The organism is Pseudomonas sp. BP01, from assembly GCF_022760795.1.
Lineage (GTDB): Bacteria > Pseudomonadota > Gammaproteobacteria > Pseudomonadales > Pseudomonadaceae > Aquipseudomonas > Aquipseudomonas putida_Q.
The window spans coordinates 1-12,422 of the sequence record NZ_JAFBKA010000038.1 but is presented as its reverse complement, the minus strand read 5'-3'; the positions used below and the strand labels follow the sequence as shown (position 1 = coordinate 12,422).

Sequence of the window (12,422 nt, the reverse complement as noted above, 5' to 3'; positions counted from 1 at the left end):
GCAACTAAGCACGATTATTCACGCCCTGCCGAGATCGAACTTGGAAAGTTCTGCAAGCTTTCGGGGGCCACGTTGGATCATTACCGCACTAGTTGCACGACAAGTGCGTAATGCGCGATCAATGGGTGGCATTTTGCTACCCGCCAATGCCCGACTTGCAGGCGTTTCAAGGCGTTACCCAGCCGCGACCGATACAGTGCGAAGTGGTAATATGCGCCCCCACAAACACTTGCAACCTGAATAAAGGTTGAACGATCACGTGTTCAAAAAAACATCGAAAGTACTGCGCCAAAGCCTCTGAGCAGCATTGTGCAAGGCCTTCATCAGCAATACTTCAGTGGCTTCCCTACCTATGCTCCCACGCTTGAAGACTTCTTTGCGTTGCTGGTCCCGCGTTGCCCTGCTGCGTTGGGCGACCGCCGCGCTATGCGTGGCCTCGCTGGGTGCCAACCTGATACTGCACCTGGCCAACCAGGCAGTCCCGGCCAGCCTGCTGGTGCTGCAACTGGCCGCTACGCTCGGTACCGTGGTCTGCCTGAGCCTGGGCGCCAGGTCGATCAGCCTGCGCCCGGCAGAACTGGCCGAGCGTATGCTCAAAGTCCAGGAAGACGAGCGCCAGCATTTGAGCCGGGAACTGCACGACGACATCGGCCAGATGCTCACTGCCGCCAAGCTGCAACTGCAGTGGCTGCAACGGCGCATGCCCGACGAGCTGCAGGGCCACTGCAACACCCTGCGCAGCACGCTGGATGACACCTTGGGCAACGTGCGCGACGTGTCAGCCCTGCTCAACCCTCGGCAACTGGCCAGCCTTGGCCTGGAAGCCAGCCTGCGCGCGCACCTGGTGCGCACCCTGGCCAGCAGCGGCGTGCACTGGAGCCTGGCGTGCAACCAGCGCCTGGGCGGCATCGACGAGGCGGTGGCCATGGCGGTGTTTCGCATTACCCAAGAGGCCGTGACCAACATGCTGCGCCACGCCCAGGCAAACAACCTGATCATCCAGCTGCAGCGCACCCCCGAGGGGCTGGCGTTGTCGATCCACGACGATGGCCATGGGTTCGTCCCGGCACGGCACCCGGCCGAAGCTGGCCAGCGTGGCTTGGCCGGCATGCAGGAGCGGGTCACCGCGTTGCAGGGCAGCCTCGACATCACCAGCCAGCTCGGCCTGGGCACGCGTATCGAGGCGGTGTTCCCATGGCCTGCGCGTACCCAGCAACGCGCCGGGAGTACTGCCACCCATGCCCTGTAGACTGCTGCTGGTAGACGACCACTCGCTGATCCGCGCCGGTGTGCGCGCACTGGTCTGCGACATCGCCGGCTATGACGTAATCGGGGAGGCCGACGACGGCAGCCAATTGCTCGAACACGTGCGTGCGCTGGCGCCCGACATCGTCTTGCTGGACATCTCCATGCGTTCGACCAACGGCCTGGACGCCCTTACCCAACTGCGGGCAAGCGGCAGTACCTGCAAGGTGCTGATCCTGTCGATGCATACCGACCCGGACCTGATCATGCGGGCCCTGGAAAGCGGCGCCCACGGCTACCTGCTCAAAGACACCAGTGCCACCGAGCTGGAACACGCACTGGGCGCGGTGCGCAACGGCGAACGCTACCTCAGCCCCGCTATCGCCCACACCGTCATCAACCAGGCCCTACGGCACACCAGGCAGGGCAAGCAAGCGGCTGGCGAGCGGCATAACCTCACGGCGCGACAACTGGAAATCCTGCGCCTGATCGTGCGCGGCAAGACCACCCGGGAAATCGCCACAGGGCTGGGCCTGTCGATCAAGACCGTAGAAACCCACCGCTCGCAAATCATGAAGCGCCTGCAGATTCACGACGTCGCCGGCCTCGTGCTGTTCGCTGTACGCGAGAACATCATCAGCCTGGATGACTAAGCAACGGCGACCCGGCCGGCAGGTGCAGGCGTAACGCAGCGGGCCTGGCCTGGAAGCGCAGGCTTTCGGCCTGCAACGGCTCGCCATCAAGGTTCATGTCCAGGCCTTGCGCGCTCTTGATCTCTACCCAAGGCAACCTGGCGCGCACGAACAGGCCGTCACCTGCCAGCAGGTCGCGCAGCGCGCCCACCATCTCTTGCGGCGCTGGCAGGATGGCGATGTCGAGCAAACCGTCATTCACAACCGCGTCGGGGCATAGCACTTGCCCGCCCCCCGCCTGGCGACCATTGCCGATACCCAATGCCAGCAAGCTGCCCTGCCACTGGAAGTCAGGCCCCTGCAGCTCCACCGAGGCTGCCTGCAGTTCGCTGAAACGCGACAACCCAGTGAACAGGTAGGCCGCAGCACCCAGCACTTTTTTCAGGTCTTCGGAGGTGTTGGCGGTGACCTGGCTACCAAACCCGCCTGTGGCCATGTTGAGAAACAACTGGTCGCCGGCCTGGCCCAGATCGATGGCCTGCGCCGGTGCATTCAGCAGCGCCAGCGCCGCGGCAGGCTCCAGGGGTATGCCGGCGGCTCTGGCGAAATCGTTTGCCGTGCCAAGGGGCAACAGCGCAAGGCTGGCCTCGGCACACGCCAGCCCCATCGCCTCGGCCACATCCCGCAAAGTGCCGTCCCCACCGCCGGCGACGATATGGCTGTAGCCAGCCGCCAGCGCCTCGCCAACCAGGCGCTGCGCGTCACCTGCCTCCCAGGTGACACGCACATCCAGCACCCAGCCGGTATCGCGCAGGTCGCGCACGGCGCTGCGCAGCTCTTCATTCATCGCCTGCTTGCCGTGCAGGATCAGCATAGCCTTGCGCCCTTGCATCGCGCGTCTCCGTGAAGTTGACCGACCCAGATCTCGACCACGCACGCGCCCGGATCGTTGCATGCCCGCAAAAAAATACAGAAGCCAGCGTGGTCTTTTCCCCACACCCGATAATGCGCGCTATGCTCAGAAAATGAACTGTTGACAAGTTTTTGACCCAGGCAAACAACCTCTCCTCTGGAGTCATTCTTTTGACGCCGGTTTGCCGGGCTCGAAACCCCAGCCAAGGACGCGCCCCGGCAGTGGTGTCAAGCACCCTGCCGATGGGCGCGTCTTTTCATCCGCGGCCTTTAGCGAGGATTCCGGGTCATGCGCATTCTCTGGACACTGCCCTACCTACCATGGCCGACCACCAGTGGCAGCAAGACCCGGCAATACCACCTGATGCGCGCACTGGCACAGCAGGGCCACCGCATTACCCTGTTGGCGCAGTCGAAAATCCCTCTCAGCGATCCCGCCCGCGAAGCCCTGGAGCCACTGCTCGAACGCCTGATCGTCATGCCCCGCCGGCCACTGCACAGCCCGCTGAACCTGCTGGCTTCGCCCATCATCGACTACCCCATGCGGGCCATCATCAACGGCCTGTCCCCTTGCCTGCGGCACCGTTTCGAGCAGTTGCTTGACGAACCCTGGGACGTGATCCAGATCGAGCACAGCTATAGCTTCCAACCGTTCGAAAAGGCCCTGCAGGCCCGCGGGCTGCCGTACATGCTTAGCGAACACACGCTGGAGTCGGTGATGGGCGGTGCCTGCCACGACCGGCTGCCCCTGTGGCTGCGCCCACTCAACGCCTTTGACCGCTGGCGCTACCGGCGCTGGGAACACAGGGTGCTATGCCAGCCCACCGAACTGGTGGCGGTTAGCGCCCACGATGCCGAGCTGATCGCGCAGATCAGCGGGCGACCGGTGAACGTGGTGGTCAATGGTGTGGATTGTGATTTCTACCAGCATGTGGAACCTGCATTACACAGCCAGCGCCTGCTGTTCGTCGGCAACTTCGAATATGGCGCCAACCAGGAGGCCATCGAGTGGGCGCTGGAAGACATCATGCCCCAGGTGTGGATGAGCAACCCGGCGGTGCGCCTGGCAATAGCCGGGCATGCCCTGCCGGCTAGCTGGAAATTGCACTGGAACGACCCGCGCATCGAATGGTTCGGCTACCGCCCTGACCTGCGTGAGTTGCAAAAACGTTCGGCACTGTTCTTCGCGCCGCTGCGCTATGCCGGCGGCTCCAAGGTAAAAATCCTCGAGGCCATGGCCGCAGGCCTACCGGTGATCACCACCGGCAAAGGCGTATCGGGCCTGACTGCAAACAACGGTGAGCACTACCTGGGCAGTGATGACGGCGACCAGCTGGCACTGCTGATCACCCAACTGCTCAACCAGCCTTGGCGCATGAGCCAGTTGAGCGCTGCCGGGCGCCAGTTCGCTCGCCAGCGCCATGACTGGAGCGTGGCCGCTCAGCAACTGGAGAACGTGCACATGCGCCTGGCCCAGGCGGCACCGGCCGAGGCCGCGCCACTGGGCAGCGCCTGGCTGGGCCGCTCAGCCAAGTAGCTCGCTGAAAGGAATGAACGGCACGCTGTCGCCCTGCTTCGGCGTGCTGCCCTCACGCACTTCAACCAACCCCTCGGCCCACGCCGCGCTACGCAGCACGCCGGAGCTCTGGTTCTTGTAGATACGCACCTGGCCTTGCTCGATACGTGCACGCAGGTACTCACGCCGCGTGCCGGGTTTGGGCCAGTCAAAGCCTGCCGGCATGTCGAAGCGCAGCGGCGTGACATCGACCACGCCCTGGCGACGCAACAGATAGGGCCGCGTCAGCAGGCCAAAGGTGACCAGGGTAGAGGCCGGGTTACCCGGCAGGCCGATCACAGGCACGCCCTGGAAGTGGCCGAAGGTGAGTGGCTTGCCCGGCTTGATCGCCAGCTTCCACAAGGCCAACTCGCCGGCTTCGCGCAGCGCCGCTCCCAAATAGTCGGCCTCGCCTACCGAGACACCGCCGGTCGACAAGATCAGATCAACGTCACCCAGCGAGGCCAGGCACGCCCGGGTAAGCCCCAGGTCATCCGGCAAGATGCCTGCATCGACCACGTCGCAGCCCAGCCGCTGCAACCAGCTGACCAGCAGCCGGCGGTTACTGTTGTAAATTTGCCCCGGCCCCAGGGGCAGGCCGGGCTCGACCAGTTCGTCACCGGTGGACAGCACCGCCACCCGCACCTTGCGCACCACGTCCAGTCGGCCGTGGCCCAGGGTCGCTGCCAGGCCCAGTTCGATCGGCCCAAGCCGGGTGCCGGCGCTCATCACCTGCTCGCCCTTGCGGGTTTCCTGGCCTTGGGGGCGGATGTTCTGATCGGCCTGCAAGGGTTCGACAAAGCGAACCCGACCGTCGTCGACCACCACGGTGTTTTCCTGCATCTCGACGCAGTCGGCACCTTCAGGCACTGGTGCACCGGTGAAAATGCGCGCACAGGTGCCGGGCTGCAGCGGCTGCGGCGCATGGCCGGCGAAGATCCGCTGGCTGACCGGCAGTGGCTCGCCCTGCCAGTCGGCTTTGCGCAGGGCATAGCCGTCCATGGCACTGTTCGGCCAGGGCGGCAGGTCGAGCCAGGCCACCAGGTCGGCGGCCAGCACGCGGCCTTCGGCCTCGGCCAACGGCAGGTTCTCGATGTCACGGATCGGCGCCGCTTCGGCCAGCGCCAGCAGTTGTTCCAGGGCTTGCTCCACCGGCATCAGTGGCCGGGCCTGGCTGACCTCAGCCACGGCTTTCACAGACCGCTGCCTGTTTCAGGTGCGCCACGAAGTTGCATGGGCGATGACGGGCATCGAGCTGCTCGGCAAGGATGCCGTCCCAGCCCGTGCGCACCGCATTGGTCGAGCCCGGCAAGCAGCACACCAATGTGCCGTTGGCCAGCCCGGCCAAGGCTCGCGACTGCACGGTGGAAGTGCCAATGTCGGCCACGGACATCTGCCGGAACAGCTCACCAAAACCGTCAACCTGCTTGTCCAGCAGGCAAGCCACCGCCTCGGGCGTGCTGTCGCGCCCGGTAAAACCGGTACCGCCAGTAATCAGCACCACTTGCACGCTGTCATCGGCGATCCAGGTGGCGACCTGGGCGCGGATTTTGTACAGGTCGTCCTTGAGCAGTACCCGCTCGGCCAGGCGGTGGCCCGCGGCGCTCAGGCGGTCGACGAACAGCTGGCCAGAGGTGTCGGTGTCGAAGGTGCGGGTGTCGCTGACCGTCAGCACGGCGATGTTCAGCGCCACGAAGGGGGTATCTGCCTTGGCTTTCATGGGTGTCCGTCACAACAGGATGAGATGGTCGCAGTTATATCACAGCGCACCTTTTCCGGCGTTGCCCCCATCAGCCTTGCCCTGGATCAACAGGACAGATTTGTCGCTATGCTGCACTTGGAGTGAACTTGCACTAACGTCCTGCGTCATAAATGTCATCTAGCACCATCGCACTTGGAGAAACACGATGATCAAACGGACCCTACCCGCCTTCATGCTTGCCTTGGGCCTGGGCGCCCTCGCTGGCTGCTCGACCCCTACCGTCATCACCCTGAACGATGGCCGGGAGATCCAGGCAACGGACAAACCGTCTTTTGACGAAGATTCCGGTTTCTACGAATTCGAACAGCTCGACGGTAAGCGCACGCGCCTTAACAAGGACCAGATCCGTACCGTCAAAGAGCTCTGATCAGGCACTCGTTTTGGCAAAGGCCCTTTTAACAACAAGGGCTTGTGGGCCAAAACGGGATGCAGTAGGATTTTGTTCATCGGAGTGTAGCGCAGCCAGGTAGCGCGTCTCGTTCGGGACGAGAAGGCCGCAGGTTCGAATCCTGTCTCTCCGACCAGATCCTTTCAAAAAGCCCGCCTTGCGCGGGCTTTTTGTTGCAACTGCAAAAGGTCAGGCGCTCAAGCGCGAGGTTACTTCCCCCAACTGCCCGGACAACCCATGCAGGCGTTGCCCCGCCTGCTCGGTGTGCTGCACCGACGCCTGGTTGGCCGTGGCAATGCGGGTAATTTCGATCAGGTTGCGCGAGATCTCTTCGGCCACGCTGGTCTGCTCTTCGGCCGCCGTGGCGATCTGCCGGTTCATGTCGCGGATCGCCTCTACCGCCTGGGTGATGCGCTGCAGCATCTGCCCGGCCTGTTGCACCTGCTCGGCCCCCTCTTCGCTTCGCTGCTGGCCGCTTTCGATGGCTTTGACCGCTTCCACCGCTCCAGACTGTACCGCTTCGATGATCTGGTGGATTTCGGCAATCGAGGCTGCCGTGCGCTGGGCCAGGCTGCGTACCTCATCGGCCACTACCGCAAAGCCACGCCCGGCCTCACCGGCGCGGGCCGCTTCGATGGCCGCGTTGAGCGCCAGCAGGTTGGTCTGCTCGGCAATACCACGGATCACTTCCAGCACTTTGCCAATGCGGGTGCTGTCATGCTCCAGGTCGCGGATTACCGCCGCAGTGCCGGCGATTTCGCGATTGACCACGCCAATGATATCGATGGTCTGCTGCATTACCTGCTCACCTGCCTGGGCACTGTGGTCGGCGTCATCCGCCGCGCGGGCAGCTTCGGCAGCATGACGGGCGACCTCCTGCGCGGTGGCAGACATCTCGTGCATGGCCGTGGCCACCTGGTCGGTACGCTGGAACTGGTCATGGGTGCCGCGGGCCATGTCGCCGGCAATGCTGCGCAGCTGGCCGCTGGCACCTTCCAGCTCCTGGGCATTGTCCTTCAGCCGGCCGACGGTGTCGGCAAGGAAATCGCGCAGGGTATTGGCCGCCCGCGCCAGGCGCCCCAGTTCATCCTCGCGGCGGCTGTCCACCCGGGCGGCAAAACGGCCCTGGCTAAGCTGCGCGACATACTCGATCAACTGGCGTATCGGCTCGATCAGGCCGCGGTTGACCAGCCACAGGCTGAGCAGCCCCACCAGCACCGCCGAGGCCAGCATCACCAGCAGGCCCATCCATACCGTGCGTTCTGCGCTGGCGCTGATGCTGGCCGCGCGCTGGCGGGCATCGGCACGCAGTTGCTCGACCAGTTCGCTCATCTGCTCACTGGCGGCGCGATCCACGCCCTTGACCGCCAGGTCGCCGGCTACTGGGTCGCCACCTGCGGCGAGGAAGGCCTGGCGGCCCTGCGCATAGGCCTGGCCCAACTGCCGGTGGCTGTCACGCAGCTGCTGCAACGGCGCCTTGAGCCTGGCATCGCTGCTGTCGATCAATTGCCCGAGCAGTTGTTGCACCTGCTGCTCGCGGGCCTGAAACTGCTGCCAGTACTTGTCCATCTCAGCAGGCTGACGCCCGCGCAGCAGCACGTTCTTCCATTCCTGCACTTGGATCTTGAATTGCAGGTTGGCTTCGTCAATCAATTGCGAGGCCCGTAGCGGCCCGTCCACCAGCTCGGCATAACCGCGCACGCTGGACGACAAAAACTGGAAACAGACCAGGGCGATCAGCAGCATCGCCACCAGGCTACCGCCGAGCAGCGAGAGAATTTGCACTCTGAGGGATTTACGCAACATCGTGGATCTCGAAACCGGAAGGAAAGGAATGGCGCGCATCGGCAACACCAGGTAAGACATTCCATGTCCTTGTTGGCAGGCCAAAAAAAAGCTGCCATCAAGCAATGGCAGCCAGGTCGAGCACTTACGCAACAGTTGAGCCAGATACTCTCAGGCAATTGCTACAAAATTGTTACAGACTCGCGACGCGTTAACCGCTTGTGAATTGCAAGGCCGCCAGCCGCGCATACAGAGGGCTTTCCTCGATCAACTGACGGTGGGTGCCCACTGCTACCACCCGGCCCTTGTCGATGACCGCGATGCGCTCGGCATGCTGCACCGTGGCCAGGCGATGGGCAATCACCAGCGTGGTACGCCCGGCCATCAGGCTGGGCAACGCCTGCTGGATCAGGTGCTCGCTCTGCGCATCGAGCGCGCTGGTGGCCTCGTCCAGCAGCAGGATCGGTGCATCCACCAGCAACGCCCGGGCAATCGCCAGGCGCTGGCGTTGCCCGCCAGACAGGCCGATCCCGCCCTCGCCCAAGGGCGTCTGGTAGCCTTGCGGCAGCTGCCGGATGAATTCGTCGGCATGGGCGCCATGCGCAGCTGCTTCGACTTCGGTCTGGGTAGCATCGGGGCGGCCATAACGGATATTGGCCTCCACCGTGCCGCGAAATAGTGAGGGGTTTTGCGCCACCAGGGCGAACTGCCGTCGCAGTTGGTCGGGATCCAGCTCGGTAAGTGGCTGGCCATCGAGCAGAATGCGCCCTTGCTGCGGGTCGTAGAAGCGCAGCAACAAATCGAACAGGGTCGACTTGCCCGCCCCCGAGGGGCCAACCAAGGCCACGGTCTGCCCGGGCTCGATGACCAGGCTCAGGCCATCGACAGCCGCCACCGAAGGCCGTGACGGGTAGGCGAACACCAACTGCTGCAGCTCGATATGCCCGCTGGCCCGCTGCTGCGGTAGCGCCTGCGCCACAGTGGGTGGCAGGATCGCACTGCGCGCCGCCAACAGCTCGGCAATACGTTCGGCCGCACCCGCTGCACGTTGCAGCTCACCGATCACCTCACTGAGGGTGCCGAACGCGCTACCGACGATCAGGCTGTAGAAGACAAAAGCCGCCAGCTCGCCTGCAGAAATACGCCCGGCGATCACATCCATGCCGCCGACCCACAGCATCACCCCCACCGCCCCCAACACCAGCACGATCACCAGCGTAATCAGCCAGGCACGCTGGGCAATCCGCTTGCGGGCCACGCCAAATGCGGCTTCGACCGTGTCGGCGAACCGCTCGCGGTCGTGCGCCTGGTGGTTGTAAGCCTGTACCGTCTTGATCTGCCCCAGGGTCTCGGCCACGTAGCTGCCCACATCGGCCACCCGGTCCAGGCTCTGGCGCGACAGGCTGCGCACCCTGCGACCAAACAGCAGGATCGGTGCCAGCACCAGCGGCAAGGCCACCACCACGATGCTGGTGAGCTTGGGGTTGGTGATGAACAGCAGCACCACACCACCAATGACCATCAGCGCGTTGCGCAGGAACATCGACAGCGATGAGCCGATGACCGATTGCAGCAAGGTGGTGTCAGCGGTCAGCCGCGACTGGATCTCGGAGCTGCGGTTGTCTTCGAAAAAACCGGGGTGCAGGCCAATCAAGTGGTCGAACACGGCACGGCGGATATCGGCCACGCAACGCTCGCCGATCCACGACACCAGGTAGAAACGGCTGAAGGTGCCCACCGCCAGGGCCAGCACCAGCAGCAGGAACAGGCCGATGGTCTGGTTGAGCTGGTGCGCCGAGCGGGTCATGAAGCCCTGGTCTACCAGCAGGCGAATGCCCTGGCCCATGGACAGGGTGATGGCGGCTGTGACCACCAGGGCCAACAAGGCCAGCAGCATCTGCCGGCGGTACGGACTGACGAACTGCCAGCCCAGGCGCAAGGCACGGCGGTGGCGAGGGGAAACCGATTCGGGCATGGTGGCGACCACAGTGGCGGGGAAGCCGCAGACTACCATTCATCCGGGTCTGGGAAATGCGTGCAGCTTGGTATAACGCATCGGTCTAAAAAATGATGGAGCTTTGGAAGCGTTTCTGTTGGACTGTTGTTGCCGTGACACAGAAGCTGTCACAGGCCAGTCACGGCGCAGGGCTACCCTGAACTTGAACCTGAAGAGGAGACAGTGCATGAGCTTGCAGCATGGCAGCGACAACCATAAGCCCCAGACCACCCCGCAATCACAGGCATGCGGTTCGATCATCGACGGCAAGGGACGCGAAGTGCCTATCACCGAGCAGATGATCCAGCAGGCCTGCAAGGCCCTGGAAGAGAGCCGGGTCGAGCGCGTACACAAAGGTTGATCGGCGATTTTTTTGCAACCCGGCGCCTGCGCCGGGTTTTTAATGCCTGACAGCCGGAGAACGCCGCTCCTACAGGGGGACCGCAAAAACCTGCGGGAATTGCGAGCCTGTCAGACCAGCTCCGCCCCCAAGGCACTGACCAGCTGCGCCAGCTGCGGCGACTCCCCACGCAAGCGCACCGCCAGCCCTTCGATCTCGCGTCGCGGCGGGTATTGCTTGCGCAACTGGTCGAACGCCGCACGCTGCTGCTGCGGGTCATCACTCAGGCTGCGACGGAAGTCGGCATCGTCGCGGCGTGGGTCGTACACGGCGCGGCACAGGGTCGCCAATGCCCAGACCGGGTCGGTGCTGGCATCCAGCTCGATCTGCGCCAGTGGCGGCCGGGGCAGCAAGTCTGCCAGCTGCACCTGCTCGTCCACACCCAGGAACCGGCACAGCGCCTGGTAGATCTGCGCGGTGCCACGCTGGCGGCCGTCGAGGCTGTAGCCGGCAATGTGCGGCGAGGCCAGTGTGCACAGGTCGGCCAATTGCAGGTCGACTTGTGGCTCGCCCTCCCACACATCCAGCACCGCATGAACGTCTTCACGGTCCAGCAGCAGCTCGCGCAAGGCGGCGTTGTCCACCACTGGGCCACGGCTGGCGTTGATCAGCCAGGCACCTGGGCGCAACTGTGCGAGCTGCGCCTGGCCCAACAGGTGCCAGGTCGGGTGCTCGCCACCGCGCTGCAACGGGGTATGCAGGCTGATTACATCGCACTGTTGCACAATGGTTTCCAGGCTGACGTAGTTGCCGCCCTCGGCGGCCTGGCGCAACGGGTCGCACACCAGCACCTTCCAGCCCAGGCCGTGCAGCACCCGAACCAGGCGGCCACCCACCTCACCCGCGCCCACCACGCCATAGACGCGCTCAGGCAGTGCCGCGCCATCCAGCTCGGCCAGGGTCAGCAGGCTGCCTAGCACGTAGTCGACCACACCGCGGGCATTGCAGCCCGGTGCACTGCTCCAGCGAATGCCCGCCTCGGCAAAGTAGTCCAGGTCCAGGTGATCGGTACCGATGGTACAGGTGCCGACAAAGCGTACGCGGCTGCCTTCGAGCAACTGGCGGTCGACTTTGGTTACCGAGCGCACCAGCAGGATATCGGCGTCCTTGACGCTGGCGGCATCGAGGCTTCGGCCGGGGTAACGGCGGATTTCACCGAAACCCTGGAAAAAGGCATCGAGCAGCGGGATGTTCTCGTCGGCAACTATCAGCATGGCGCTCTCCTGTCTGGGGAACGCAGTGTAGGCGCAACGCCGGGCGTGTTCCAGAGCGCTTCAGTCGGCTTTTTTGCGGATCCAGTACAGGAAGGTACCGGCGTCCTCTTGCTGTTGCAGCAGTTCGTGGCCGAGGAAGTTGCAGAATTTGGGAATATCGCGGCGGGTTGACGGGTCGGTGGCGATGACCTTCAGCAGGCCACCAGCGGCCAGGTCACGCACGTGCTGGTGCAGCATCATCACCGGTTCCGGGCAGTTCAGGCCGGTGGCATCGAGGATGGCGTCGGGGGTGAAATCGGTCATGGGGGGCTCCGAAAATGATCGCCATTGTCGCGCATAGCGCGACGCGGTCCAAGCACCGCTTGAGAAAAGCGCAGTCGCCCGCCAGCCCAGCTCTTGATCTTGCTCTTGATCTTGCTTTTGATCTTCGCGACTTCAGGAGGCCGAACGCAGGCCTTGCGGAGGGAGGTGACGGGCATGGATGCCCGTCAAGCGCTGGGCCCCAGGATGGGGCCTGCAGCGCGGTCCTCCCG

The 12,422-nt window shown here is 64.0% G+C and carries 12 protein-coding genes, 1 tRNA gene and 1 pseudogene; 6 read left to right on the top strand and 8 right to left on the bottom strand.

Annotation, left to right across the window (positions count from 1 at the left end; translation table 11 throughout):
* Nucleotides 1-352 precede the first annotated feature (352 nt).
* Complete coding sequence (locus JOY50_RS24995) at nt 353-1,249, top strand: sensor histidine kinase (protein ID WP_243056027.1); 897 nt, start codon at nt 353-355, stop codon at nt 1,247-1,249.
* Nucleotides 1,239-1,898, top strand: a complete 660-nt coding sequence (locus tag JOY50_RS24990) for a response regulator transcription factor (RefSeq protein WP_132846126.1) — start codon at nt 1,239-1,241, stop codon at nt 1,896-1,898. Before JOY50_RS24995 ends, JOY50_RS24990 begins: the two co-directional genes overlap by 11 nt.
* Here JOY50_RS24990 and yegS read toward each other — a convergent pair.
* The gene (gene yegS, locus JOY50_RS24985; RefSeq protein WP_019472506.1) at nt 1,882-2,769 is read right to left on the bottom strand and encodes a lipid kinase YegS; all 888 of its coding nucleotides are present in this window, start codon (nt 2,767-2,769) and stop codon (nt 1,882-1,884) included. The genes JOY50_RS24990 and yegS overlap by 17 nt on opposite strands.
* Nucleotides 2,770-3,078: 309 nt before the next feature.
* On the opposite strand from yegS, the gene JOY50_RS24980 reads away from it, so the two are divergent.
* A complete protein-coding gene (locus JOY50_RS24980) occupies nt 3,079-4,326 on the top strand; it encodes a glycosyltransferase family 4 protein (protein WP_019472507.1) in 1,248 nt (415 codons plus the stop codon).
* Here JOY50_RS24980 and glp read toward each other — a convergent pair.
* Entirely contained in the window at nt 4,315-5,502 is a 1,188-nt protein-coding gene (gene glp / locus JOY50_RS24975) for a gephyrin-like molybdotransferase Glp (protein ID WP_165931652.1), read from the bottom strand. The genes JOY50_RS24980 and glp overlap by 12 nt on opposite strands.
* Before the next feature lie 22 nt (nt 5,503-5,524).
* Nucleotides 5,525-6,064, bottom strand: coding sequence for a molybdenum cofactor biosynthesis protein B (gene moaB / locus JOY50_RS24970; protein WP_243056026.1), 540 nt, complete (start codon nt 6,062-6,064; stop codon nt 5,525-5,527).
* A 187-nt stretch (nt 6,065-6,251) separates the two neighbouring features.
* On the opposite strand from moaB, the gene JOY50_RS24965 reads away from it, so the two are divergent.
* Nucleotides 6,252-6,473, top strand: coding sequence for a YgdI/YgdR family lipoprotein (locus tag JOY50_RS24965; RefSeq protein ID WP_019472511.1), 222 nt, complete (start codon nt 6,252-6,254; stop codon nt 6,471-6,473).
* Between the two features lie 80 nt (nt 6,474-6,553).
* Nucleotides 6,554-6,630: transfer RNA gene (locus tag JOY50_RS24960), tRNA-Pro, on the top strand.
* Between the two features lie 53 nt (nt 6,631-6,683).
* On the opposite strand, the gene JOY50_RS29355 is transcribed toward JOY50_RS24960, so the two are convergent.
* From JOY50_RS29355 to JOY50_RS24950, 3 genes and pseudogenes are all read right to left on the bottom strand, one after another.
* Nucleotides 6,684-7,397, bottom strand: coding sequence for a methyl-accepting chemotaxis protein (locus tag JOY50_RS29355; protein WP_405046010.1), 714 nt, complete (start codon nt 7,395-7,397; stop codon nt 6,684-6,686).
* 171 nt (nt 7,398-7,568) lie between these two features.
* Nucleotides 7,569-7,727, bottom strand: a pseudogene (locus tag JOY50_RS29350) (HAMP domain-containing protein); the annotation flags it as partial.
* Between the two features lie 763 nt (nt 7,728-8,490).
* On the bottom strand, nt 8,491-10,254 hold the full coding sequence (locus tag JOY50_RS24950; RefSeq protein ID WP_132846116.1) for an ABC transporter transmembrane domain-containing protein: 1,764 nt from the start codon (nt 10,252-10,254) through the stop codon (nt 8,491-8,493).
* Nucleotides 10,255-10,462: 208 nt separating this feature from the next.
* Here JOY50_RS24950 and JOY50_RS24945 point away from each other — a divergent pair, with 208 nt between their 5' ends.
* Nucleotides 10,463-10,636, top strand: a complete 174-nt coding sequence (locus JOY50_RS24945) for a PA1571 family protein (RefSeq protein WP_019472514.1) — start codon at nt 10,463-10,465, stop codon at nt 10,634-10,636.
* A gap of 110 nt (nt 10,637-10,746) precedes the next feature.
* Here the strand turns inward: JOY50_RS24945 and pdxB are convergent, their stop codons facing one another.
* Complete coding sequence (gene pdxB / locus JOY50_RS24940) at nt 10,747-11,889, bottom strand: 4-phosphoerythronate dehydrogenase PdxB (protein WP_132846114.1); 1,143 nt, start codon at nt 11,887-11,889, stop codon at nt 10,747-10,749.
* A 60-nt stretch (nt 11,890-11,949) separates the two neighbouring features.
* On the bottom strand, nt 11,950-12,192 hold the full coding sequence (gene tusA, locus JOY50_RS24935) for a sulfurtransferase TusA (protein ID WP_016500764.1): 243 nt from the start codon (nt 12,190-12,192) through the stop codon (nt 11,950-11,952).
* Nucleotides 12,193-12,422: the final 230 nt, after the last annotated feature.